A 23,902-nucleotide genomic window follows, 5' to 3' on the forward strand; every position below is an offset into this window, starting at 1 on the left:
TATAAATGTCTGTCAAACCACCTCCCGCCCATCCCCCAACCGCCGCCGATCCTCACGCGGGCAGCGCGCAAACCGCGTCCGGTAGCTTCGGGTGAAATACGACGGCGATTCAAAGCCGCAGGCGATGCTCACTTCCAGCACGCTCATGTCGGTCTGGCGCAGCAGTTGCCGGGCTTTTTCCAGCCTTAACCCCAGGTAGAAATTGCTCGGTGTGTCGTTAAGGTGCAAGCGGAACAGGCGCTCCAGCTGACGTCGCGTCACCTTGATCGAGTCTGCCAGTTCCAGGGTGCTGAGCGGCGGCTCACTGTGTTGTTCCATCTCACCAATCACCTGCACCAGTTTCTTGTTACTGATGCCATAGCGCGTGGCGATCTGCATGCGTTGGTGGTCTTTGCGCGGGCGAATGCGCCCCAGCACGAACTGTTCGCTGACCTGGATCGCGAGCTCCGGGCCGTGGGCCTGGGCGATCAGGTCGAGCATCAGGTCGATGGACGCGGTGCCGCCGGCCGAGGTGATGCGGCGGCGGTCGATCTCGAACAGTTCCTGGGTCACGCTGAGCTGTGGATAAGACTCCTTGAAGGCGTCGATGGCCTCCCAGTGCAGAGTCACGCGGTGGCCGTCGAGCAGCCCCGCTTCGGCGAGGACAAAGCTGCCGGTGTCGATACCGCCGAGGGTCACGCCGTCGTGATCGAGGCGGCGCAGCCAGTGCGCAAGTAGAGGATTGACGAACTTCAGCGGTTCAAAACCGGCGACCACCAGCAAGGTCGCACCCTTTTTCAACGGCTCCAGCGCCGCATCGGCGTTGAGCGACATGCCGTTGCTGGCCAATACCGGGCCGCCGTCGGCGCTCAGCACATGCCAGCGGTACAGCTCACCACGAAAGCGGTTGGCCACCCGAAGCGGTTCGATCGCCGAAATAAAACCGATGGCCGAGAAACCCGGCATCAACAAAAAGTAGAAATCCTGGGACATGGAACGCACTCGGGTGGCGGGCAGCGTGGAACAGGTGATACGCCAATTACTATCGCGCGACAAGAGCACAGGTCGCTGCAGTGCAAGAGCTGGTCGCCGCTGTGCGTTTTCTGCCATGTTCAGCTGCGTAACGTGACATCACCGGCACGACAGATGCCGGAACCCACAATAACGACCTGCCGAGGATCCCACCATGAAACGACTGATCAGCAGCTGTGTTCTTGCACTCAGCGGTACCGCTTTCTTGAGTTCCGGCGCGATGGCTGCCGACCCCGCCGCGTGTCAGAACGTGCGCATGGGTGTGGTGAACTGGACCGACGTGATCGCCACCAGTGCCATGACTCAGGTTCTGCTCGATGGCCTCGGCTACAAGACCAAACAAACCAGTGCATCCCAGCAAATCATCTTCGCCGGCATCCGCGACCAGCGCCTGGACATGTTCCTCGGCTACTGGAACCCGCTGATGACCCAAACCATCACCCCGTTTGTCGCCGGCAAGCAGGTTACCGTCCTCGGTGAGCCGAGCCTCAAAGATGCCCGCGCCACCCTGGCCGTGCCGACGTATCTGGCCGACAAGGGCCTGAAAACCTTCGCCGACATTGCCAAGTTCGAAAAAGAACTGGGCGACAAGATCTACGGTATCGAACCAGGCTCGGGCGCCAACACCCAAATCAAGGAAATGATCGCCAAGAACCAGTTTGGCCTCGGTAAATTCCAATTGGTCGAATCCAGCGAGGCCGGCATGCTCGCGGCAGTGGATCGCGCTGTGCGGCGCAATGAAGCCGTGGTGTTCTTCGGCTGGGCGCCGCACCCGATGAACGTCAACGTGAAAATGACCTACCTCACCGGTAGCCAGGACGCCCTGGGCCCGAACGAAGGTTCGGCCACTGTCTGGACCGTGACCGCACCGAACTACGCCAGCCAGTGCCCGAACGTCAGCCGCTTGCTGAGCAACCTGACCTTCACCGCCGAAGACGAGAGCCGGATGATGCAACCGCTGCTCGACCACAAGGACGCCTTCGAATCGGCCAAGCAATGGCTCAAGGATCACCCGCAAGACAAGCAGCGCTGGCTTGAAGGCGTGACCACCTTCGACGGCAAACCGGCCGCCGACAATCTGCAACTGACCAGCAAATAACACCGGAATAAACCCCCTCTTCGCAGCCGGTTTCGGCTGCGAGCGGGATCGCTACGCCCAAAACCATGCCCCAAAACTACGCCCAGAAAATCAGGCCTGAAGGAAAACCCGACCATGAACCACGACGTCATCATCACCTGCGCACTCACCGGTGCTGGCGACACGACCGCCAAGAGCCCACACGTGCCGGTCACCCCAAAACAGATCGCCGCCGCTGCGGTAGAAGCCGCCAAAGCCGGGGCCACCGTGGTCCACTGCCACGTGCGCAACCCTGAAACCGGCAAGTTCAGCCGCGACGTGGCGCTGTACCGCGAAGTGATGGAGCGCATTCGTGAAGCGGACGTCGACATTATCGTCAACCTCACCGCCGGCATGGGCGGCGACCTGGAAATCGGCGCCGGCGAGAACCCGATGGAGTTCGGCCCGAACACCGACCTGGTCGGCCCGCTGACCCGTCTGGCTCACGTTGAAGAACTGCTGCCGGAAATCTGCACCCTCGATTGCGGCACCCTGAACTTCGGCGACGGCGACACCATTTACGTTTCCACTCCGGCCCAACTGCGTGCTGGCGCCAAACGCATTCAAGAGCTGGGCGTGAAGGCCGAGCTGGAAATCTTCGACACCGGTCACCTGTGGTTCGCCAAACAGCTGATCAAGGAAGGCCTGCTCGACGACCCGCTGTTCCAGCTGTGCCTGGGCATCCCATGGGGCGCGCCGGCCGACACCACCACCATGAAAGCCATGGTCGACAACCTGCCGGCCAATGCGGTCTGGGCCGGCTTCGGTATCGGCCGCATGCAAATGCCGATGGCAGCCCAAGCGGTGTTGTTGGGCGGCAACGTGCGGGTCGGGCTGGAAGACAACATCTGGCTGGATCGCGGCGTACTGGCGACCAACGGCCAACTGGTCGAACGCGCCAGCGAAATTCTCAGCCGCCTTGGCGCCCGCGTCCTGACCCCAGCCGAAGGCCGGGCGAAGATGGGCCTGACCAAGCGCGGTTAATCCACACCACACCTATTTCCCCCTGTGGGAGCGAGCCTGCTCGCGATGACGGTGTTCCTGCTACAGATGATGCGTTGGATGTACCGGCCTCATCGCGAGCAGGCTCGCTCCCACATTGGATCACCGATTTTCTTTAGGACGTCGCCATGACTTTTATCACCGAGATCAAAACGTTTGCCGCGCTGGGCAGTGGTGTCATCGGCAGCGGTTGGGTATCCCGCGCCCTCGCCCATGGCCTTGATGTGGTGGCCTGGGACCCGGCGCCTGGTGCCGAAGCCGCCTTGCGCAAACGTGTTGCCAATGCCTGGGGTGCACTGGAGAAACAAGGCCTGGCGCCTGGCGCTTCGCAGGATCGGCTGCGCTTTGTCGCAACCATCGAGGAATGCGTGCGCGATGCCGACTTCATCCAGGAAAGCGCCCCGGAACGCCTTGAACTGAAGCTCGAACTGCACAGCAAAATCAGCGCAGCGGCCAAGCCCAACGCACTGATCGGTTCCAGCACCTCGGGGCTGTTGCCGAGCGAGTTCTACGAGGGCTCGACCCACCCGGAACGCTGCGTGGTCGGCCATCCGTTCAACCCGGTTTACCTGCTGCCCCTGGTGGAAGTAGTCGGCGGCAAGAACACTGCACCCGAAGCGGTACAGGCGGCGATGAAGGTTTACGAATCGCTGGGCATGCGCCCCCTGCATGTACGCAAGGAAGTACCAGGGTTTATCGCCGACCGTCTGCTCGAAGCGTTGTGGCGCGAGGCGCTGCACCTGGTCAACGACGGCGTGGCGACCACCGGCGAAATCGACGATGCGATTCGTTTTGGCGCGGGGCTGCGCTGGTCGTTCATGGGCACGTTCCTGACCTACACCCTGGCCGGCGGCGATGCCGGTATGCGGCACTTCATGGCGCAATTCGGCCCGGCGCTGCAACTGCCGTGGACTTACCTGCCGGCACCGGAACTGACCGACAAGCTGATCGACGATGTGGTCGACGGCACCAGCGATCAGTTGGGCAAACACAGCATTTCGGCGCTGGAACGCTATCGTGATGACTGCCTACTGGCGGTGCTTGAGGCGGTGAAGACCACCAAGGCCAAACATGGCATGACCTTTAGCGAATAACTCGCCAGCAGGTCTGGCCCCATCGCGAGCAGGCTCGCTTCCACAGGGATCTACTGGGTGACACAAATAGCAATCACCCCCAAATCAACTGTGGGAGCGAGCCTGCTCGCGATAGCGGCCGTCCAGTCACCACCAACGTCGGAACCTGAACCATGCCCGCACTAACCACTTACACCACCACCATCATCCCCGACTGGGTCGACTACAACGGCCATCTGCGCGATGCGTTTTACCTGCTGATCTTCAGCTACGCCACCGACGCATTGATGGATCAACTGGGCATGGACAGCAACAACCGCGAAGCCAGCGGCAACTCGCTGTTCACCCTCGAACTGCACCTGAACTACCTGCACGAAGTGAAGCTCGGCGCCGAGGTCGAGGTACACACCCGGATCATTGGCCACGACCGCAAACGCTTGCACCTCTACCACAGCCTGCACCTGGTCGGCGACGCAAAGGAACTGGCGGGCAACGAACAAATGCTGCTGCACGTTGACCTCGCTGGCCCGCGTTCGGCACCGTTCAGCGAGCCGGTACTGAACAAATTGCTGGCCATGACCGCACTGCAATCGGACCTGCCCACACCGGCCTACATTGGCCGAGTGATTGCACTACCGCCTGAAAAATAACAATCAAAAAAGGAGCTCGCATGAACACCGCCGCCGCTGTTGCCGACTTCCGCAGTTACCCATTGATCAGCGCCTTGACCGCCGTGCAAACCCTGGCGGACCGAGTGCAGGTGACATGGGCCGATGGCCGGGTCAGCCCCTTTCATCACCAATGGCTGCGCGACAACTGTCCGTGCCCGATTTGCGTGTATGCCGTGACCCGCGAACAGGTGCTGGAAATCGTTGATGTCGCTGAAGATCTGTCCCCCTCCGCGACGCGGATAGATGCCGAAGGCTGTTTGTCTATCGATTGGCTCGACGGCCACACCAGCCGCTTCGATCCCGGCTGGTTGCGTGCCCACGCCTATGACGATGAGTCCAGGGCCGAGCGCAGCGCCGGCAAACCGAAAAGCCTGTTGTGGAACAACCAATTGAAGCTGCCGGTGTTCGAGTATCAAGCGCTGATGGATGATCCCAAGGCCCTGCTGCAATGGCTTTTGGCGCTGCGTGATATCGGCCTGACTCAAGTGCGCGGCGTCCCCACTGAACCTGGCTCGCTGACGCACATCGCCAAGCGGATTTCGTTTATCCGCGAGAGCAATTTCGGTGTGCTGTTCAACGTGCAATCCAAGGCCGATGCCGACAGCAATGCCTACACCGCATTTAACCTGCCGCTGCACAGCGATCTGCCGACGCGCGAGTTGCAACCGGGGCTGCAATTTCTGCATTGCCTGGTCAATGACGCGTACGGTGGCGAGAGCATTTTTGTCGACGGCTTTGCCATTGCCGACGCCTTGCGCCAGGAAGACCCCGAGGCTTTCCGCGCACTGTGCGAGATCCCCGTGGAGTTTCGCAACAAGGACCGCCACAGCGACTACCGCTGCCTGGCACCGATCATCGCCCTCGATACGCTGGGGCAGGTGTCGGAAATCCGCATGGCGAACTTCCTGCGGGGGCCGTTCGATGCCTCCGTCGAGCAGATGCCCAAGTTGTATCGGGCCTATCGACGGTTTATCGCCATGACCCGCGAAGCACGTTTCAGGCTCATCACCCGGCTCAACCCCGGTGAAATGTGGTGCTTCGACAACCGTCGAACCCTCCACGCCCGTAACGCCTTCGACCCTGCCAGCGGCGCCCGGCATTTCCAGGGCTGCTACATCGATCGCGATGAATTGTTGTCGCGCATTTTGGTGTTGCAACGGTAGACCGCGTCATCGTTCATCGCGAGCAGGCTCGCTTCCACATTGGATCTGTGAACGACACGGAAACCTGTGGGAGCGAGCCTGCTCGCGATGGCGGCAGACCAGCCCCCCAATAAAGACCTGACTCACAGACAAAAAAAAGCCCCGATCAAGCCGTGACAGGATCGAGGCAGAACTTACTGTTGAGGAGCTGTTGCGCGAGGGTGACCAAACCTTCGTGAAGCCAGCTGAATCCAGTGTGCCCACTCCTCCCTCCCGCAAGTTAGCCGAAAACGACCTGTTCATAGGTATTGCGGCCATTGCGACAAATCGCCCTTGCCCCCACCCATCGCCCCTACCAGAATCGAGCCACGACACCGTTCCCTGAAGAAGGATTGCGTCATGATGCACGCCGATTTGATTGACCAGGAAGACCTGTTGGGCCAGCTCAAGGCTCTGGGGTTTGAAGTCCCGAGTGGCGCCACTGCCGAGCAGGCCTGTGAATGCGCGGTACGCGGTTTGAACGATGTACGGGCCTCGACCCTGAGAACCATGGTCAAGCAGATGTACACCAGCAGCGCGACGATTCTGCCCGCCGTGCGCCAGGCGATAGACAAGCAACTGCTGCCAGCGTTGGCGCAATACCAGCAAACCCGCACCGCCTGATAAACCGCCATCGCGAGCAGGCTCGCTCCCACAAGGACAGCGTAAATCCTGTGGGAGCGAGCCTGCTCGCGATGAAGGCGACTTGGTTTAGAGCCTTACGCTAGCAAACGTCGATTCGTTACGCGCCTGACTCAGCGCCGACATCGGCCCGGACAATGGGGCCAGCACCAGTGCTTGCGGGATCGGCAACATCGCCACCTGTTGAGTGGTGTTGGAACCGACGCGTTCGTCACGCGGTGGAATGCCGAAGTATTCGCGGTAGCACTTGGAGAAGTGCGGGGTCGACACGAAGCCGCACACCGAGGCCACTTCGATGATCGACATCGGCGTTTGCTTGAGCAATTGCCGGGCGCGGATCAGGCGCAGTTTGAGGTAGTAACGCGACGGCGAGCAGTGCAGGTATTTCTGGAACAGCCGCTCCAGCTGACGACGTGACACAGCGACGTACACTGCCAGTTCATCGAGGTCGATCGGCTCTTCAAGGTTGGCTTCCATCAGCGCGACGATTTCCTGCAACTTCGGCTGATTGGTGCCCAGCATGTGCTTGAGCGGCACGCGCTGGTGATCCTGTTCGTTACGGATGCGCTCGTAGACAAACATTTCCGAGATCGCCGCCGACAGTTCACGGCCGTGATCGCGGCTGATCAGGTGCAGCATCATGTCCAGTGGCGCAGTGCCGCCGGAGCTGGTGAAACGGTTACGGTCGAGGGTGAACAGGCGAGTGCTCATGGCCACACGCGGGAAAGCTTCCTGCATCGACGCCAGACATTCCCAGTGCACGCTGCAATCGAAACCGTCCAGCAGACCGGCACAAGCCAGGGCCCAGCTGCCGGTGCAGACAGCGCCGAGACGGCGTGACTGACGCGCCTGGCTTTGCAGCCACGACACGTGTTCACGGGTCACCGTGCGTTGAATGCCGATGCCGCCGCAGACGATGACGGTGTCCAGGGCGGGGGCTTTGTGCATGGAAGCGTCGGGGGTGATTTGCAGACCGTCACTGGCCCAGACCTGCCCGCCGTCGACGGTGAGGGTGCTCCAGCGATACAGCTCGCGACCGGACAATTGGTTGGCCATGCGCAGGGGTTCTACTGCGGAGGCCAGGGAAATCAGCGTGAAATTGTCCAGCAGCAAAAAGCCGATGGATTGAGGCGCACGGTTCTGGGGTTGAGCCCCGGAGTTGAACGACGTCATCGCGGTATCTCCTCACACAAAGCGGGTGATGGCCTCAGGCGGAGGCTCTTGTTATGGCCATCGTTCTCGTGCCGTGAGACGGGGCTTTGATATGACAGAGCAATTGCCATGCCTAAAGTTGAATGCGCATTCAATAACTCCTGAAAACGACGTCGCGATGTGTCTATATGTGTCTATAGAGCTCAGTCGACGAATAAGGGTTATCTGGCTGGCAGGTGCCCTGCCCCGCAGGGTGTGAGCAAATCGGTAGCACTTGTGGGAAGCGCATTAAAACGCGCCGGGAAAGAGTGTCACCCCAAGCACAGGTGACGAGTGGTCGGAGCCCTGGATGACGTCCGACCGTAGGGGATATTTGTTGCCTGATTGCGACGCGCTAAAAGGTGGCGTTCATTTGGATCAGTGTTCACTTAGCGCGCAGTTTTGGCTGTTCTGGCCCCATCGCGAGCAGGCTCGCTCCCACAGGGGAATGCGGTTGAATGTAGGAGCGAGCCTGCTCGCGATAGGGGCAACTCGGTATCAGCACTCCACCGCGCTGACCGCCAACCCACCGCGTGATGTCTCTTTATATTTGTCGTGCATATCGGCGCCGGTGTCGCGCATGGTGCGGATCACCCGGTCCAGCGAGATGAAGTGCTGACCGTCACCGCGCAAGGCCATCTGCGCTGCGTTAATAGCCTTCACTGCGGCAATCGCGTTGCGCTCGATGCACGGCACCTGCACCAACCCGCCGACTGGGTCGCAGGTCAGGCCGAGGTTGTGCTCCAGGCCGATCTCCGCCGCGTTGCACAGTTGCTCCGGCGTAGCGCCCAGAATCTCCGCCAACCCGGCTGCAGCCATGGCGCAGGCCGAACCGACTTCGCCCTGGCAACCGACTTCGGCACCGGAAATCGAAGCGTTCTTTTTACACAGGATCCCGACCGCCGCCGCACCGAGGAAATAGTCGACGACGTTGGCGTCCGTCACCACCTCACTGAACTTCATAAAGTAGTGCAACACCGCCGGGATGATCCCCGCCGCGCCGTTGGTCGGTGCCGTGACCATCCGCCCGCCGGCCGCGTTTTCTTCGTTGACCGCGAGGGCGAACAGGTTGACCCACTCCATGGCGCTCAACGTCGAGCCGATCACGTTGGGTTTGTTCAACTCTTGCAGGCTGCGATGCAACCTGGCGGCGCGGCGGCGTACATTCAGACCACCAGGCAGGATGCCTTCATGCTTGAGGCCCTGCTCGACGCAGTCCTGCATGGCGCGCCAGAGTTTCATCAGGCCGCTGCGGATTTCCTCTTCCGAACGCCAGACCTTCTCGTTCGCCATCATCAGCTCGGCGACGCGCAGTTTGTGCTTCTGGCACAGAGCAAGCAGCTCCACCGCGCTGGAAAAATCGTAAGGCAACACGGTGCGATCCAGATCGACCACGCCGCTTGAGGCCTGTGCTTGATCAACAACAAAACCGCCGCCGACGGAGTAGTAGGTGTCGCGATGCAGCTCACCGTTTTCGCCTTCCGCCACCAGGGTCATGGCATTGGGATGGAACGGCAGGTTCTCATCGATCAAGCGCATGTCCCGTTCCCAGATGAAGGGCACCGGCAAGCGGCCGTCGAGCAACAGTGTGTGGGTTTCACGCAACGTGTCGATGCGCAGGCCAATTTGCGACGGGTCGATCGCGTCCGGCCATTCGCCCATCAGGCCCATGATCACCGCGTTGTCGCTGCCGTGACCGATACCGGTGGCCGACAACGAACCGAACAGCTGGACCTCGATCCGGTGCACCTGCTCCAGCAGCACCTTCTCGCGCAACGACCCGACGAACAACGCCGCCGCCCGCATGGGCCCGACGGTGTGCGAGCTGGAGGGGCCAATGCCGATTTTGAACAAGTCGAAAACACTGATAGCCATGACGTGCGAGACTCCTCGGTGAGCATATTCCAGACGTCAAAACGCCCGGTGGCGGAGCTGCTACGCTCAAGCTGCAATCCGCCTGGATGACCGCATCATCAAGCTTTTGCGATGTCGCTCGACGTCTCACACCGACGTACCCATGCCCACCAACGCCGCCGGCCCCAGACGTAACGTTTTGGCCGTTTTTTTGCGGCTCAGAGGACTAAAAAGCGCTGAATAAAGCTGTAAACGACCTCACCGACACTGGATGCGACCATCCCTGTACTGGATACGACGCACCCTGTAGGCGTCAGAAATTCACTGGTCCATGATCAGTCTCGACTCGATTGCACGGCGACGTGGTAGAGCTGCTCCACACGCCCACCAACCGCAACACCCATAAGTGCGGTCAGAACACCGCCAAAAAAAACACTCAGGAGTCCACCCATGAAAATAGGTTCCCCGTCGTTGTTGTTGGCCGCCATGCTCAGTCTGCCGCTTCTGGCTCACGCCGCAGAGCCGGCACAGTGCAGCACCGTAAACTTCTCCGATGTCGGCTGGACCGACATCACTGCCACAACGGCGACCACCAGCGTCGTGCTTGACGCGTTGGGCTACAAGACCAAGACCACCATGATTTCCGTGCCGGTGACCTACAAGTCCCTGGCCGACGGCAAGAACATGGACGTGTTCCTCGGCAACTGGATGCCGACCATGGAAAACGACATCAAGGCCTACCGCGATGCGGGCACCGTGGAAACCGTGCGCACCAACCTCAAAGGCGCCAAGTACACCCTGGCGGTGCCACAAGCGCTTTACGACAAAGGGCTGCATGACTTCAAAGACATTGCCAAGTTCAAGAAAGAACTCGACGGCAAGATCTATGGCATCGAGCCGGGTAACGACGGCAACCGTCTGATCCAGAGTATGATTGACAAGAACGCCTTCGGCCTCAAAGACGCCGGTTTCAAAGTGGTCGAGTCCAGCGAAGCCGGCATGCTCTCGCAAGTCGACCGCGCTCAGAAGCGCGATACCGCTGTGGTGTTCCTGGGCTGGGCGCCGCACCCGATGAACAAGCGCTTCAAGATCCAGTACCTCACCGGTGGTGACGATTATTTCGGCCCGGATTTCGGTGCGGCGACAGTCCTGACCAACACCCGCAAGGGCTACAGCCAGGAATGCAGCAACGTCGGTCAGTTGCTGAAAAATCTGGAGTTCACCGTCGACATGGAAAGCTCGCTGATGGGCAACATCCTGGACGACAAGATGAAGCCTGAAGCGGCCGCCAAGGCCTGGCTGAAAAAGAATCCACAGGTACTCAATACCTGGCTCGCTGGCGTGACCACCATTGACGGTAAACCAGGCCTGGAAGCCGTGAAAGCCAAGCTTGCGCAGTAATTGTTGACGCCGGGCGAGTTCGCTCGCCCGGGCTGTTTTTTTCCTTGCATGCGGACGTTCACTACCATGCTGATTGATCAGAAAATCCCTTTAGGCCAGTACATCGCTGCCTTCGTAGAATGGCTGACGAAACACGGCGCCAGCACATTCGATGCGATCGCCACGACACTGGAAACGATGATCCACGGCGTGACGTTTGCGCTGACCTGGTTCAACCCGCTGGCACTGATCGGACTGATCGCATTGCTGGCTCACTTCATCCAACGCAAATGGGGCCTGACCGCGTTCGTCATCGCCTCCTTCCTGCTGATCCTCAACCTGGGGTACTGGCAGGAAACCATGGAAACCCTCGCCCAGGTGTTGTTCGCCACCTTTGTCTGCGTGGTCATAGGCGTGCCGCTGGGCATCGTCGCCGCGCACAAACCGATGTTCTACACGCTGATGCGTCCGGTGCTCGATCTGATGCAGACCGTACCGACGTTCGTGTACCTCATTCCTACCCTGACCCTGTTCGGTCTGGGTGTGGTCCCGGGTCTGATTTCAACGGTAGTGTTCGCGATTGCCGCGCCTATCCGTCTGACCTACCTGGGCATCCGCGATGTGCCGCAAGAACTGATGGACGCCGGCAAGGCCTTTGGCTGCTCGCGCCGTCAGCTGCTCTCCCGTATTGAACTGCCCCACGCGATGCCGAGCATCGCAGCCGGTATCACCCAGTGCATCATGCTGTCGTTGTCGATGGTGGTGATCGCGGCACTGGTGGGCGCCGATGGCCTGGGCAAACCCGTGGTCAACGCACTGAACACTGCCGATATCGCCCTGGGCTTCGAAGCCGGCCTGGCGATCGTACTGCTGGCGATCATGCTCGACCGTATCTGCAAACAACCCGACGCCAAAGTAGGGGGTGACGCATGAGCATAATCCGCTTCGATCAGGTCGACGTGGTCTTCTCCAAAGACCCGCGTGAAGCCCTGAAACTGCTCGACCAGGGCATGACCCGCGACCAGATCCTGAAGAAAACCGGGCAAATCGTTGGCGTTGAAAAAGCCAGCCTGGATATCGAGAAAGGCGAAATCTGCGTGCTGATGGGCCTTTCCGGCTCCGGTAAATCCAGCCTGCTGCGCTGCATCAACGGCTTGAACACGGTCAGCCGTGGCAAGCTGTTCGTCGAGCATGAAGGCCGGCAGATCGACATTGCCTCCTGCACCCCGGCCGAACTGAAAATGATGCGCACCAAACGCATCGCCATGGTGTTCCAGAAGTTCGCCCTGATGCCGTGGCTGACGGTGCGCGAGAACATCAGCTTCGGTCTCGAAATGCAGGGTCGTCCCGAGAAGGAGCGCCACAAACTGGTCGACGAGAAGCTCGAACTGGTCGGCCTTTCCCAATGGCGCAACAAGAAACCCGACGAACTCTCTGGCGGCATGCAGCAACGTGTGGGCCTGGCCCGCGCGCTGGCGATGGACGCCGACATCCTGCTGATGGACGAACCCTTCTCGGCCCTCGATCCGCTGATTCGCCAAGGCCTGCAAGACGAACTGCTGGAACTGCAACGCAAGCTGCACAAGACCATCGTCTTCGTGAGCCACGACCTCGATGAAGCGCTGAAACTCGGCAGCCGTATCGCGATCATGAAAGACGGCCGGATCATCCAGTACAGCAAGCCGGAAGAAATCGTCCTCAACCCGGCCGATGACTACGTGCGGACCTTCGTGGCGCACACCAACCCGCTGAACGTACTGTGCGGTCGCAGCCTGATGCGCACACTGGACAACTGCAAACGCATCAACGGCTCTGTATGCCTGGATCCGGGCGGCGACTCGTGGCTGGACCTGGCCGAAGGCAACACCATCAAGGGCGCACGCCAGAACGGTGCGAGCCTGGACCTGCAGAACTGGGTACCGGGGCAAGCCGTTGAAGGCCTGGGCCGCCGCCCAACGCTGGTGGACTCCAACATCGGCATGCGCGATGCATTGCAGATTCGTTATCAGACCGGCAACAAACTGGTGCTGCACGACAACAATCATGTGGTGGGGATTCTGGGCGACAGCGAGCTGTACCACGCGCTGCTCGGCAAGAACCTGGGGTAAGGCAACAGACACAAAAACGCCGCGAGGATCGCGGCGTTTTTGTTAGTACACAGAACCTGTGGGAGCGAGCCTGCTCGCGATGAGGGCCTTACATTCAACATCAACGTTGACTGACCCACTACTATCGCGAGCAGGCTCGCTCCCACAAGGATTGCAGTGCAGCAATGTGCACCGCATCACCTCAAGCCTCAGCTGTAAACACGGCCCAGGAGCTGCCGATGGCTTTCAAACTGATCGAGCACGTCACGGGTGATCTGATCCTGAGTGAAGCCCATCAAATCGTATTCCTGACTACCGTTGTGCAGGTACACCTCGGCGCGGTAGTAACGCGTGCGCGCTTCATCCGGGCCCGGCGATTCGCTCGGCGCAGCCAGATAGCCGTCCAGGCTCACTTCGTAGACAAAAGGGTTGCCCTCTTCCATCTCGATCCGCACGCCCATGCAACGCTTGGCTTTACCCAGCAGCGTTTGAACGTCCAGCCCCTGACTGCGCAATTGCGCCGCCGCATCTTCCAGCGCCGGACTGACTTGTTTGTCCATGAAACGCTGAACGATCGACTGGCTCGGTTGCAGATCCAACTGAGTCAAACGCTCGCTGAAACCGCGACGACCACGCGCCGCCAGTTCGGCTTGTTCCTGCTCGATCTGCACGTCCTGGCGCATGGCCTTGTGCAAACCGAACATGAACAACACCAGCACCACCGAAAACGGCAGACCGGCCAGTACCACCATGGTTTGCATGGCTTCGAAGTTACCGGCGAACAGCAGGCCAATGGTCACCAGGGTGATCACTACCGACCAGAAGATCCGCAGCCAGTGCGGGGCGTCTTCGTCGACGTTGCCGCCCTTGCAGGACAGGTTCGCCATCATCACTGCGCCCGAGTCGGCCGGAGTCAGGAACAACACGAAACCGACAAAGATCGACACGCCGATCACGATTTTCGACGCCGGGTAATGCTCAAGCAACTGGTAGATCGCCATGGACGGCTGTTCCAGCGCCGTCTTCCCGAGTTCCACCGCCCCGTGGTTCATCACCAGATCCAAAGCCGAGTTACCGAAGATCGACAGCCAGGCCAAAGTGAAGCCCAGCGGAATCAGCAGCACGCCGGCCACCAGTTCACGCACGGTACGACCGCGGGAAATACGCGCGATGAACATGCCGACGAATGGGGCCCAGGAAATCCACCAGGCCCAGTAGAACAGCGTCCACAGACCCAACCAGCGCTCGGATTTGGCGTTGTCGGCTTCGTACACGTAAAGGTCGAAGGTTTTCAGCACCACGCCGTTCAGGTAGTCGCCGATGTTCTGCACAAAGCCGTTGAGCAGGTGCAGGGTCGGGCCAAACAGCAGCACGAAAATCAGCAGGCCGCTGAACAGCACGATGTTCAGGTTGGACAAACGACGGATGCCGTTTTCCACGCCGGACACGGCAGCGATGGTCGCCACGGTGCTCATCACGATAATCACGATCAGCAGGTTGGTGTTGCTGTGCTCCATGCCGAACAGGTTTTCCAGCCCCGACGACACTTGCAGCGAACCGATCCCCAGGTTGGTCACCAGCCCCAGCAGGGTCACGAACATGCCAAAACCGTCGACCGCATGACCGGCCGCGCCTTTGACCCAACGCTCGCCCACCAGCGGATACAGCGCCGAACGCAGCGCCAGCGGCTGGTTGTGACGGTAGGCAAAGTACGCCACGGCCAGACCGACCAAGGCGTAGATCGCCCAGCCATGCAGGCCCCAATGCAGGAACGTCAGTTGCACCGCCTGACGCGCTGCCAGGTTGCTGCCGGCCACGCCTTCCGGCGGGTTGAAGTAGTGATCCAGAGGCTCGGAAGCACCGAAGTACAGCAGCGAGATACCGATACCGGACGAGAACAGCATCCCGGCCCAGGCGCCATAGCTGAAGTCCGGGGTGTCGTCCTTGCTACCCAGTTTGAGCTTGCCGTAAGACGAAAACGCCAGACCGACGACGAATACCAGGTAGGCGGCGATCACCACCATGTAGTACCAGCCGAAGCTGCGCGACAACCAGGCCTGAGCGATCCCCAGCATTCTCCCGGCTTCTTGGGGCGCGGCGATGAGGATGGCAGTCAGCAGCAGGATCAATGCGGTCGAGGTGTAGAACACCCAACCGTTGACCGTCACCGTCCGTGGTGGGGTCTTTATAAGAGAGGCAGAACTCATTGCACAGATGCTCCAGGCAGTGCGAGAGAAGGACACAAGGCAAAGCAGTACCCGACCAATCGATTAGTTGGCAGCCGACCGGCGGGTGATATAAAGACACCCCGAAAAAAGCCCGAAACCGCAGCAACAGCATTGAAAACCGACCTCGAAGATCGCGCGCGCGTACATGACGCAGCGCATGACCTTGGGCGCCTTGCCCATTCAACACGTCCATTGAAATCGGTTCGCAGCATGCCCCGTGTGGGTTTCGAGCATTTTCGGATGTCGTTTTTCCGCCAACTACACGTAGGAAAAACCTGTAGGCAGCGACGATTTGTCGCAGATCTTATTCTTTGTTGATTGAACGTTCAATCAAAACAAAATAGACTGGCCCTCAATCCGGTAGCCGTTTTTCGTCCACCGGAAGGCCTAAGGAGATGTGCAAGATGCCCAAGGTCGGTATGCAACCCATCCGCCGTCAGCAATTGATCGAGGCCACCTTACAGGCAGTCGATCAGGTTGGAATGGGGGACGCCAGCATTGCGCTGATCGCCCGTTTGGCCGGTGTCTCGAATGGCATCATCAGTCACTATTTTCAGGACAAGAATGGCCTGATCGCCGCCACGATGCGGTATCTGATGAGCGTCCTCAGCGAGAACGTCACCGCGCGCCGCCAGGCGCTGGGAGATAACAGCCCTCGGGCTCATCTTCAGGTGATTATCGAAGGCAACTTCGACGCCAGCCAGGTCAATGGCCCGGCAATGAAAACCTGGTTGGCCTTCTGGGCCACCAGCATGCACCAACCGTCGTTACACAGGTTGCAGCGGATCAACGATCACCGCCTGTATTCCAACCTGTGCTGCGAGTTCCGCCGAGTGCTGCCGCTTGATCAAGCACGCAGCGCAGCACGCGGGCTGGCAGCCCTGATCGACGGTTTGTGGTTGCGCGGCGCGCTGTCGGGAGACGCTTTCGACACCGAGCAGGCGCAACGGATCGCTTACGAATATATGGATTTCCAACTGGCCAAGCAGGAGCTGCTGGAGCACACATAAAACGCTCAGCCCCTGAACGACTGCTGATCAGCGTGCCCAGGCTTTACGGCACGCCCAGCGGTTAACGCCAACCACTTATGCACTTGCGAGGACACTATGGCCCGTTTCGAACTGCAAAAACTCTACATCGACGGCGGTTACTCCGACGCCAGCGGCGACGCCACCTTCGAAGCCATCAACCCGGCTAACGGTGAAGTTCTCGCCAAAGTGCAACGTGCAACCTTCGCCGACGTTGAACGTGCCGTCGTCAGCGCCGAAAAAGGCCAGAAAATCTGGGCCGCAATGACCGCCATGGAGCGTTCGCGCATCCTGCGCCGTGCCGTTGAAATCCTGCGCGAGCGCAACGATGAACTGGCCGCCCTGGAAACCCTGGACACCGGCAAGGCGTACTCCGAAACCCGCTACGTCGACATCGTCACCGGCGCTGACGTACTGGAATACTACGCAGGCCTGGTGCCAGCCATCGAAGGCGAGCAAATCCCGCTGCGTACCACCTCGTTCGTTTACACCCGTCGCGAGCCACTGGGCATCGTGGCCGGTATCGGCGCGTGGAACTACCCGATCCAGATCGCACTGTGGAAATCCGCTCCAGCCTTGGCGGCCGGTAATGCGATGATCTTCAAGCCAAGCGAAGTCACTTCCCTGACTACCCTGAAACTGGCTGAAATCTACACCGAAGCGGGCCTGCCAGCAGGCGTGTTCAACGTTCTGACCGGCAGCGGCCGTGAAGTCGGCACCTGGCTGACCGAGCACCCACGCATCGAAAAAATCTCCTTCACCGGCGGCACCGACACCGGCAAGAAGGTCATGGCCAGCGCTTCCGGCTCGTCCTTGAAAGACGTGACCATGGAACTGGGCGGCAAGTCCCCGCTGATCATTTTCGACGACGCTGACCTGGATCGCGCCGCCGACACCGCCATGATGGCCAACTTCTACAGCTCCGGTCAGGTCTGCACCAACGGCACTCGCGTGTTCGTACCGAGCCACCTGAAAGCGGCTTTCGAAGCCAAGATCGTTGAGCGCGTTGCACGCATTCGCGTGGGCAACCCGGAAGACGAAAACACCAACTTCGGCCCGCTGGTCAGCTTCGCCCACATGGAAAGCGTGCTGGGCTACATCGCAAAAGGTAAGGAAGAAGGTGCTCGCCTGCTGTGCGGCGGCGATCGTCTGACCGACGGCGAATTCGCCAAAGGCGCATTCGTGGCACCGACCGTGTTCACCGACTGCACCGACGACATGACCATCGTCCGTGAAGAAATCTTTGGCCCGGTGATGAGCATCCTGACTTACGAAACCGAAGAAGAAGTGATCCGCCGCGCCAACGACACCGACTTCGGCCTGGCCGCTGGCGTCGTGACCCGCGACCTGAACCGCGCGCACCGCGTGATCCATCAACTGGAAGCCGGTATCTGCTGGATCAACGCCTGGGGCGAGTCCGACGCCAAGATGCCGGTCGGCGGCTACAAGCAGTCGGGCGTGGGCCGTGAAAACGGCATCAGCTCGCTGAACAACTTCACCCGCATCAAATCGGTACAGGTCGAGCTGGGCGATTACGCCTCGGTTTTCTAAGACCTCTGATTCCGAGCGCCGAACCTGTGGCTGAGGCCTTTTGTGGCGAGGGAGCTTGCTCCCGCTGGGCCGCAAAGCGGCCCCAACCCAGGCTCCGCGTTTCTTCAGACAGACCACCGTCGCTGATTTTGCGACTGCTGCGCAGCCGAACGGGGGCAAGCCCCCTCGCCACAATTGGGTGGCGTCAGGCTCGCGACCTGACCACATTTCAAGAGGGTGCATTCAATGTCCCAAGAATACGACTACATCATCATCGGGGCCGGCTCTGCCGGTAACACCCTGGCGACCCGTCTGACTGAAGACGAAGGCGTCACCGTTCTGCTGCTCGAAGCCGGCGGCCCGGACTACCGTTTCGACTTCCGCACGCAAATGCCTGCGGCACTGGCGTTCCCGCTGCAAGGCCGTCGCTACAACTGGGCCTACGAGACCGATCCAGAGCCACACATGGACGGCCGCCGGATGGAATGCGGTCGCGGCAAGGGCCTGGGCGGTTCTTCGCTGATCAACGGCATGTGCTACATCCGCGGTAACGCCATGGACTACGACGGCTGGGCGAAAAACCCTGGCCTGGAAGACTGGACCTACCTGGACTGCCTGCCCTATTTCAGAAAAGCTGAAACTCGGGACATCGGCCCGAACGACTACCACGGTGGCGAAGGCCCGGTCAGCGTGACCACACCTAAAGCCGGTAACAACCCGCTGTTCCACGCGATGGTTGAAGCAGGCGTACAGGCCGGTTACCCGCGTACCGAAGACCTGAACGGCTACCAACAGGAAGGTTTCGGTCCGATGGACCGTACCGTGACGCCTAAAGGCCGTCGCTCCAGCACCGCGCGCGGTTACCTGGACATCGCCAAAAAGCGTTCGACCCTGAACATCGTCACCCACGCCCTGACCGACAAGATCCTGTTCGAAGGCAAGCGTGCGGTCGGCGTACGTTACCTGGTGGGCAGCGCCGAAGAGCGCGTTGAAGCCCGCGCACGCAAGGAAGTGTTGCTGTGCAGCGGCGCGATCGCTTCGCCGCAAATCCTGCAACGCTCCGGCGTCGGTCCGGCCAAGTTGCTCAAGAGCCTGGACATTCCAGTGGTTCACGACCTGCCAGGCGTCGGCGAGAACCTGCAAGACCACCTGGAGCTGTACCTGCAATACGCGTGCACCCAGCCGGTTTCGCTGTACCCGTCGCTGCTCTGGTACAACCAGCCGGCCATCGGCGCCGAGTGGATGTTCAACGGCACCGGTATCGGCGCCAGCAACCAGTTCGAGGCCGGCGGTTTTATCCGTACGCGTCCAGACTTCGAATGGCCGAACATTCAGTACCACTTCCTGCCGGTGGCGATTAACTACAACGGCAGCAACGGTGTGAAAGAACACGGCTTCCAGGCGCACATGGGTTCCATGCGTTCGCCAAGCCGCGGCCGCATCCAGGTTAAATCCAAGGATCCGCGCCAGCACCCGAGCATCCTGTTCAACTACATGGCCACCGAGCAAGACTGGCAGGAGTTCCGTGACGGCATCCGCCTGACCCGTGAAATCATGCAACAGCCGGCACTCGACGCTTTCCGTGGTCGCGAGCTGAGCCCAGGCATCGAAGTGCAAACCGACGAGCAACTCGACACGTTCATCCGTGAACATGCCGAAACCGCGTTCCACCCGTCCTGCTCGTGCAAAATGGGCACCGACGAAATGGCCGTGGTCGATGGCCAGGGTCGCGTCCACGGGATGCAAGGCCTGCGCGTGGTCGATGCCTCGATCATGCCGCTGATCACCACCGGCAACCTGAACGCCCCCACGATCATGATGGCCGAGAAAATCGCCGACAAGATCCGTGGTCGTCAGCCACTGCCACGCAGCAAGGCCAAGTACTACGTCGCGGGCCAAGCCCCGGTACGTGGCAAGCCGTTGCGTGACGTGAGCCCTGCCGCGCAGTAACCGTTGCACCGCGGTGCGCCCATCGCGAGCAGGCTCGCTCCTACATTGGTTCTTTGGTGTTCACATACTCTGTGTTCACCGCCGAACTACTGTGGGAGCGAGCCTGCTCGCGATGGCGCCCGACCAAACAACCCATCACTTCTGCTGCACACCGCTTCACCCTTGATCCCACCCCCCGCGCAGGCCTAATCTAGTCACCGCGCAAACGTTTCACCTCCCCGCCCTATCGAAAAGCCGCCACCTGTGGCTGGCCACGAGGCTTTCTCATGTTTGATGTCGTGTCTTCGAGCAAATGGCCCACCGGCTACCTGATCAATCCAAACGTTGAACCCCTCGATCCGAAGTGGCTTCAGGCATTCAGCAAAATCCCCGCCGCCGCTGTCAGCGACTGCCTGGGCCGCAACGTCGGTGGTCTGGGCCTGAAGGCCTTCCACGGCAATGCGCCGATGCTGGGCAGTGCGCTGACCGTTCGCGTGCGCCCCGGCGACAACCTGATGATCCTCAAGGCCATGCAAATGGCTCGGCCCGGCGACGTGCTGGTGATCGACGGCAGCGCCGACCTGACCCGCGCCGTGTTCGGCGGCATCATGCGCGCCATGGCCCTCAAGGCCGGGATCGTCGGCGTGGTGATCAACGGCGCCCTGCGCGACCTCGACGAGTGGCAAACCGGTGAATTGCCGGCCTACGCCATCGGTGGCGTGCACCGTGGCCCGAGCACCGACGGTGGCGGCGAAATCAACGTGCCGATTTCCTGCGCCGGCATGCTGGTAGCCCCCGGTGACCTGATGATTGGCGACGGCGACGGCGTGGTGGCTGCCTCGCGCAGCGAACTGCCGGAATTGTTGGTGCGTTGCCACGACCTGCTCGCCCGGGAAAAGGCTACGCTTGCGGCTATCGAAGCCGGAACGCTGGACCCGGATCGTTTCGATGCCATCCTGCGCGCCAAGGGTTGCCCGGTCTAAAGCTAAAAGCTTCGCGAGCAAGCCCGCTCCCACAAGGACAGCGCATAACCTGTGGGAGCGGGCTTGCTCGCGATGAGACCCTTGAGGTCGCAGCCACTCACAAGGAGGTTCTCCAATGTTCGATTTCCACCCCCAGCTCAAGCAGCGTTTCGCTGCATTGCGCACGGGCGCTGAATTCTTTTCGCTGCGCTATGTGCGCGAGTCGGGCCAGTACCTGTCGGTACGCAAGAACGTTGCCGAGCCGCCACACCTGAGCCGTGACGAAGGCGCGATGCTGACCGCACGGGTCAATGGCGTCGAAGCCTATGCCGCGACCAACGACTTGTCGCCGTCCGGCCTGCAAGCTGCCCTCGACCGCGCCGAACAACAGGCCCGCTCGATCGCCGCCCACGCCCTGCTCGACCTGCGCCAGCAAGCGGTTTCCAGCGAGCGCGCCGATTACCTGTCACCGAACCTGGAACAACCGTTCCCGTCCCTCAGCGATTGCTACCAACTGCTTGGCGCCGAATCCGCCGCCGTGCCCAAGGACGAGCGACTGGTGAACTGGCAGGTCAGCATCGGCATCACGCATGTCGAGCAGATCTACCTCAACAGCGCCGGCGCCGAACTGCGTCAGGCGCAACGCTTCGTTTACCCAGGGCTGGATGTCACCGCCTACGACGGCAACGACAGCCAGACCCGCAGCCTGGGCCGCGAAAACTTCGGCCAGCAAGGCGGTGCGGACGTGATCAGCCGTTGTGGACTGATCGGCGCTGGGCCAACCGTTGCCGATCAGGCGCTGCAATTGCTGCTGGCCCCCAACACCCCGCAAGGCAAACGCGACCTGCTGCTGATGCCCGACCAGATGATGCTGCAGATCCACGAGTCCATCGGCCACCCGCTGGAACTGGATCGGATCCTCGGCGACGAGCGCAACTACGCCGGCACCAGCTTCGTCAAAACCAGCGACTTCGGCAGCCTGCAATACGGTTCCAAATTGCTCAACGTGACCTTCGACCCGGACATTCCCGAGCAACTCGCCAGCTACGGCCATGACGACGACGGCACGGCCGCGAGCAAACAGTTCCTGATCCACGAAGGCTTGTTGATCCGTCCACTGGGCGGCGCGCTGTCGCAGTTCCGTGCAGGCCTCGACGGCGTCGCCAACAGCCGCGCCTGCGGCTGGAACCGCCCGCCCATCGACCGCATGGCCAACCTCAACATCGAACCTGGCGACCAACCGCTCGAACAGTTGATCAGCGGCATCGAACACGGCGTGCTGATGTCGACTAACCGCTCATGGTCAATTGACGATGCACGTAATAAATTCCAGTTCGGCTGTGAATGGGGTCAGTTGATTGAAAACGGCGAACTCAAGGGCGTGGTGAAGAACCCGAACTACCGGGGTATCTCCGCGCAGTTCTGGCGCAACCTCAGTGCCGTGGGCGACCTCAGCACCTTCAAGGTGCTGGGCACACCGAACTGCGGCAAGGGCGAACCGAACCAGGTGATCCGCGTCGGCCATGCTTCGCCGGCCTGCGTATTCAGCAACATTGACGTGTTTGGGGGAGACGCCTGATGGCGACGGTATTGAGTCAGGTCGAGCAATTCAAAGGACTGGTGGCCTGGTTGCGCAGTGCAGTGCGCGAGCCTGAACAATTCACCTTGAGCTACGCCGCCGAATCGTCGGCGTTCGTGCGCTTCAACCACGCCAGGGTGCGTCAGGCTGGCCAGGTTCAGCAGGCCAGCCTCGGCTTCAAACTGATCAATGACGGTCGGCACGCGGACCTGAGCATCACCCTCGCCGGTGATCCCGAGGTTGACCTTCAGCGCCTGGCCGAAGGCCTGCAACAGCTGCGCGACACCCTGCCGTTGTTGCCGCAGGACCCCTACCTGCTGCTCAACCACACGGGCTGGCAGAGCAAGAATGTGCAGGACCACCCGTTGCCGGACACCGAGCAGGTGGTCGCCGAAATCGCTCGCGCCGCCGAAGGTCTCGATCTGGTCGGTTTCTACGCCGCAGGCCCCATTAGCCGGGGTTTCGCCAGTTCGTCCGGCGCCTTCGGTTGGCATCAGGCCAACAGCTTCAACTTCGACTTCAGCCTGTTCCACGCCAACGGCCAAGCGGTGAAAGCCAGCTACGCCGGACACGACTGGAACAGCGCAGGCTTCGCCAAACGCTTCCAGCAGGCTCGCGAGCAGTTGGAGTTTTTGGGGCGCCCGTTGCGCACTTTGGCGCCGGGTGAGTACCGCGCTTATCTGGCGCCGGCGGCGCTGGAAGAAATCGTCGGCATGCTCTGCTGGGGTGGTTTCTCGGCGCAGTCGATTGCCAGCAAAAGCAGCCCGCTGCAAAAACTCTACGCTGGCGACAGCGCATTCAGCCCGCTGCTCTCGCTGGATGAAAAAGTCAGTGGCTCCCTGAGCCCGGCGTTTTCCAGCGAAGGTTACCCGCGCAGCGATCTCGGCCTGGTCGTTGCGGGCAAGGCTGGCGAGCGGCTGGTGGGTTCGCGCAGCGCCGCCGAATACGGCCTGACCGCCAACGGCGCCAGTGGCGGTGAATCGCCATCGGCCTTGAACATGGCGGCGGGTGCATTATCTCAAGCCGAGATTCTCAAGCAGCTCGGCACCGGCTTGTACATCAGCAACCTGTGGTACCTGAACTACTCGGATCAACCGGCCGCACGCCTGACCGGCATGACCCGTTTCGCGACCTTCTGGGTCGAGAACGGCGAGATTCAGGCACCCGTCAGCACCATGCGTTTCGATGACAGCGCCTACAGCCTGCTTGGTTCGCAGCTCGAAGCGCTGACAAGCGAACGCGAGCTGATTTTATCGGCCAGCACCTACAGCCAGCGGGCGACGGCTTCGGCGTTGTTGCCGGGGGCGCTGGTCAGCCGACTGACGTTGACTTTGTAAACACGCAACACCTTGTGGCGAGGGAGCTTGCTCCCGCTGGGTCGCGCAGCGGCCCCAAAACCAGCAAACGCGGTTCACCAGACGGACCGCATTGGCCGGA

The 23,902-nt window shown here is 60.8% G+C and carries 19 protein-coding genes; 15 read left to right on the forward strand and 4 right to left on the reverse strand.

What is annotated here, in order from left to right:
• Window positions 1–12: 12 nt before the first annotated feature.
• Complete coding sequence (locus NTD87_RS07475) at window positions 13–972, reverse strand: GlxA family transcriptional regulator (protein WP_262112963.1); 960 nt, start codon at window positions 970–972, stop codon at window positions 13–15.
• Window positions 973–1,165: 193 nt separating this feature from the next.
• Here NTD87_RS07475 and choX point away from each other — a divergent pair, with 193 nt between their 5' ends.
• The 6 genes from choX (at window position 1,166) to NTD87_RS07505 (ending at window position 6,679) form a co-directional block, all read left to right on the forward strand.
• Window positions 1,166–2,110, forward strand: coding sequence for a choline ABC transporter substrate-binding protein (gene choX / locus NTD87_RS07480; RefSeq protein ID WP_262112964.1), 945 nt, complete (start codon window positions 1,166–1,168; stop codon window positions 2,108–2,110).
• A gap of 114 nt (window positions 2,111–2,224) precedes the next feature.
• Window positions 2,225–3,112 (forward strand): 3-keto-5-aminohexanoate cleavage protein, encoded by an 888-nt coding sequence (locus NTD87_RS07485; RefSeq protein ID WP_019694008.1) that lies wholly within the window; start codon window positions 2,225–2,227, stop codon window positions 3,110–3,112.
• A gap of 146 nt (window positions 3,113–3,258) precedes the next feature.
• Window positions 3,259–4,224: an L-carnitine dehydrogenase gene (locus tag NTD87_RS07490; protein ID WP_262112976.1), complete on the forward strand. Its 966-nt coding sequence runs from the start codon at window positions 3,259–3,261 to the stop codon at window positions 4,222–4,224.
• Window positions 4,225–4,376: 152 nt separating this feature from the next.
• The gene (locus NTD87_RS07495) at window positions 4,377–4,853 is read left to right on the forward strand and encodes a thioesterase family protein (RefSeq protein ID WP_262112978.1); all 477 of its coding nucleotides are present in this window, start codon (window positions 4,377–4,379) and stop codon (window positions 4,851–4,853) included.
• A gap of 20 nt (window positions 4,854–4,873) precedes the next feature.
• The gene (locus tag NTD87_RS07500) at window positions 4,874–6,037 is read left to right on the forward strand and encodes a gamma-butyrobetaine dioxygenase (RefSeq protein ID WP_262112979.1); all 1,164 of its coding nucleotides are present in this window, start codon (window positions 4,874–4,876) and stop codon (window positions 6,035–6,037) included.
• Window positions 6,038–6,415: 378 nt separating this feature from the next.
• Complete coding sequence (locus NTD87_RS07505) at window positions 6,416–6,679, forward strand: hypothetical protein (protein WP_262112981.1); 264 nt, start codon at window positions 6,416–6,418, stop codon at window positions 6,677–6,679.
• Window positions 6,680–6,766: 87 nt separating this feature from the next.
• On the opposite strand, the gene NTD87_RS07510 is transcribed toward NTD87_RS07505, so the two are convergent.
• The gene (locus NTD87_RS07510) at window positions 6,767–7,870 is read right to left on the reverse strand and encodes a GlxA family transcriptional regulator (protein ID WP_262112983.1); all 1,104 of its coding nucleotides are present in this window, start codon (window positions 7,868–7,870) and stop codon (window positions 6,767–6,769) included.
• A 516-nt stretch (window positions 7,871–8,386) separates the two neighbouring features.
• Window positions 8,387–9,763: an L-serine ammonia-lyase gene (locus tag NTD87_RS07515; RefSeq protein WP_262112984.1), complete on the reverse strand. Its 1,377-nt coding sequence runs from the start codon at window positions 9,761–9,763 to the stop codon at window positions 8,387–8,389.
• Window positions 9,764–10,192: 429 nt separating this feature from the next.
• Here NTD87_RS07515 and NTD87_RS07520 point away from each other — a divergent pair, with 429 nt between their 5' ends.
• The 3 genes from NTD87_RS07520 (at window position 10,193) to choV (ending at window position 13,230) form a co-directional block, all read left to right on the forward strand.
• A complete protein-coding gene (locus NTD87_RS07520; protein ID WP_262112986.1) occupies window positions 10,193–11,143 on the forward strand; it encodes a choline ABC transporter substrate-binding protein in 951 nt (316 codons plus the stop codon).
• A gap of 66 nt (window positions 11,144–11,209) precedes the next feature.
• Window positions 11,210–12,055 carry a choline ABC transporter permease subunit gene (gene choW, locus NTD87_RS07525; RefSeq protein WP_262112988.1) on the forward strand — a complete coding sequence of 282 codons (846 nt, stop codon included), beginning with the start codon at window positions 11,210–11,212 and terminating at the stop codon, window positions 12,053–12,055.
• Complete coding sequence (gene choV / locus NTD87_RS07530; RefSeq protein WP_123426493.1) at window positions 12,052–13,230, forward strand: choline ABC transporter ATP-binding protein; 1,179 nt, start codon at window positions 12,052–12,054, stop codon at window positions 13,228–13,230. The genes choW and choV overlap by 4 nt, the downstream gene beginning before the upstream one ends.
• A gap of 188 nt (window positions 13,231–13,418) precedes the next feature.
• Here choV and NTD87_RS07535 read toward each other — a convergent pair whose 3' ends face one another.
• The gene (locus tag NTD87_RS07535; RefSeq protein WP_262113018.1) at window positions 13,419–15,359 is read right to left on the reverse strand and encodes a BCCT family transporter; all 1,941 of its coding nucleotides are present in this window, start codon (window positions 15,357–15,359) and stop codon (window positions 13,419–13,421) included.
• A gap of 482 nt (window positions 15,360–15,841) precedes the next feature.
• On the opposite strand from NTD87_RS07535, the gene betI reads away from it, so the two are divergent.
• The 6 genes from betI to NTD87_RS07565 all read left to right on the forward strand — a co-directional run bounded on the left by betI (window position 15,842) and on the right by NTD87_RS07565 (window position 23,802).
• On the forward strand, window positions 15,842–16,447 hold the full coding sequence (gene betI, locus NTD87_RS07540; RefSeq protein WP_262112989.1) for a transcriptional regulator BetI: 606 nt from the start codon (window positions 15,842–15,844) through the stop codon (window positions 16,445–16,447).
• A 96-nt stretch (window positions 16,448–16,543) separates the two neighbouring features.
• Window positions 16,544–18,016, forward strand: a complete 1,473-nt coding sequence (betB, locus tag NTD87_RS07545; protein ID WP_262112991.1) for a betaine-aldehyde dehydrogenase — start codon at window positions 16,544–16,546, stop codon at window positions 18,014–18,016.
• Between the two features lie 225 nt (window positions 18,017–18,241).
• Window positions 18,242–19,945: a choline dehydrogenase gene (betA, locus tag NTD87_RS07550; protein WP_262112993.1), complete on the forward strand. Its 1,704-nt coding sequence runs from the start codon at window positions 18,242–18,244 to the stop codon at window positions 19,943–19,945.
• A gap of 266 nt (window positions 19,946–20,211) precedes the next feature.
• The gene (locus tag NTD87_RS07555) at window positions 20,212–20,907 is read left to right on the forward strand and encodes an RraA family protein (protein WP_071552994.1); all 696 of its coding nucleotides are present in this window, start codon (window positions 20,212–20,214) and stop codon (window positions 20,905–20,907) included.
• A 115-nt stretch (window positions 20,908–21,022) separates the two neighbouring features.
• On the forward strand, window positions 21,023–22,465 hold the full coding sequence (locus NTD87_RS07560; protein ID WP_262112996.1) for a TldD/PmbA family protein: 1,443 nt from the start codon (window positions 21,023–21,025) through the stop codon (window positions 22,463–22,465).
• Complete coding sequence (locus tag NTD87_RS07565; protein ID WP_262112997.1) at window positions 22,465–23,802, forward strand: TldD/PmbA family protein; 1,338 nt, start codon at window positions 22,465–22,467, stop codon at window positions 23,800–23,802. The genes NTD87_RS07560 and NTD87_RS07565 overlap by 1 nt, the downstream gene beginning before the upstream one ends.
• The last annotated feature ends 100 nt before the right edge of the window (window positions 23,803–23,902 follow it).

It is taken from the genome of Pseudomonas sp. 6D_7.1_Bac1 (genome assembly GCF_025465945.1).
GTDB lineage: Bacteria > Pseudomonadota > Gammaproteobacteria > Pseudomonadales > Pseudomonadaceae > Aquipseudomonas.

Bases quoted from the DNA above. Each gene is read 5' to 3' on its own strand.
- NTD87_RS07520 (WP_262112986.1), top strand. From the start codon at position 10,193: ATGAAAATAGGTTCCCCGTCGTTGTTGTTGGCCGCCATGCTCAGTCTG.
- NTD87_RS07560 (WP_262112996.1), top strand. From the start codon at position 21,023: ATGTTCGATTTCCACCCCCAGCTCAAGCAGCGTTTCGCTGCATTGCGC.
- NTD87_RS07555 (WP_071552994.1), top strand. From the start codon at position 20,212: ATGTTTGATGTCGTGTCTTCGAGCAAATGGCCCACCGGCTACCTGATC.
- NTD87_RS07565 (WP_262112997.1), top strand. From the start codon at position 22,465: ATGGCGACGGTATTGAGTCAGGTCGAGCAATTCAAAGGACTGGTGGCC.
- NTD87_RS07515 (WP_262112984.1), bottom strand. From the start codon at position 9,763: ATGGCTATCAGTGTTTTCGACTTGTTCAAAATCGGCATTGGCCCCTCC.
- betB (WP_262112991.1), top strand. From the start codon at position 16,544: ATGGCCCGTTTCGAACTGCAAAAACTCTACATCGACGGCGGTTACTCC.
- NTD87_RS07495 (WP_262112978.1), top strand. From the start codon at position 4,377: ATGCCCGCACTAACCACTTACACCACCACCATCATCCCCGACTGGGTC.
- NTD87_RS07510 (WP_262112983.1), bottom strand. From the start codon at position 7,870: ATGACGTCGTTCAACTCCGGGGCTCAACCCCAGAACCGTGCGCCTCAA.
- NTD87_RS07475 (WP_262112963.1), bottom strand. From the start codon at position 972: ATGTCCCAGGATTTCTACTTTTTGTTGATGCCGGGTTTCTCGGCCATC.
- choV (WP_123426493.1), top strand. From the start codon at position 12,052: ATGAGCATAATCCGCTTCGATCAGGTCGACGTGGTCTTCTCCAAAGAC.
- NTD87_RS07500 (WP_262112979.1), top strand. From the start codon at position 4,874: ATGAACACCGCCGCCGCTGTTGCCGACTTCCGCAGTTACCCATTGATC.
- choW (WP_262112988.1), top strand. From the start codon at position 11,210: ATGCTGATTGATCAGAAAATCCCTTTAGGCCAGTACATCGCTGCCTTC.
- NTD87_RS07490 (WP_262112976.1), top strand. From the start codon at position 3,259: ATGACTTTTATCACCGAGATCAAAACGTTTGCCGCGCTGGGCAGTGGT.
- NTD87_RS07505 (WP_262112981.1), top strand. From the start codon at position 6,416: ATGATGCACGCCGATTTGATTGACCAGGAAGACCTGTTGGGCCAGCTC.
- NTD87_RS07485 (WP_019694008.1), top strand. From the start codon at position 2,225: ATGAACCACGACGTCATCATCACCTGCGCACTCACCGGTGCTGGCGAC.
- betI (WP_262112989.1), top strand. From the start codon at position 15,842: ATGCCCAAGGTCGGTATGCAACCCATCCGCCGTCAGCAATTGATCGAG.
- choX (WP_262112964.1), top strand. From the start codon at position 1,166: ATGAAACGACTGATCAGCAGCTGTGTTCTTGCACTCAGCGGTACCGCT.
- betA (WP_262112993.1), top strand. From the start codon at position 18,242: ATGTCCCAAGAATACGACTACATCATCATCGGGGCCGGCTCTGCCGGT.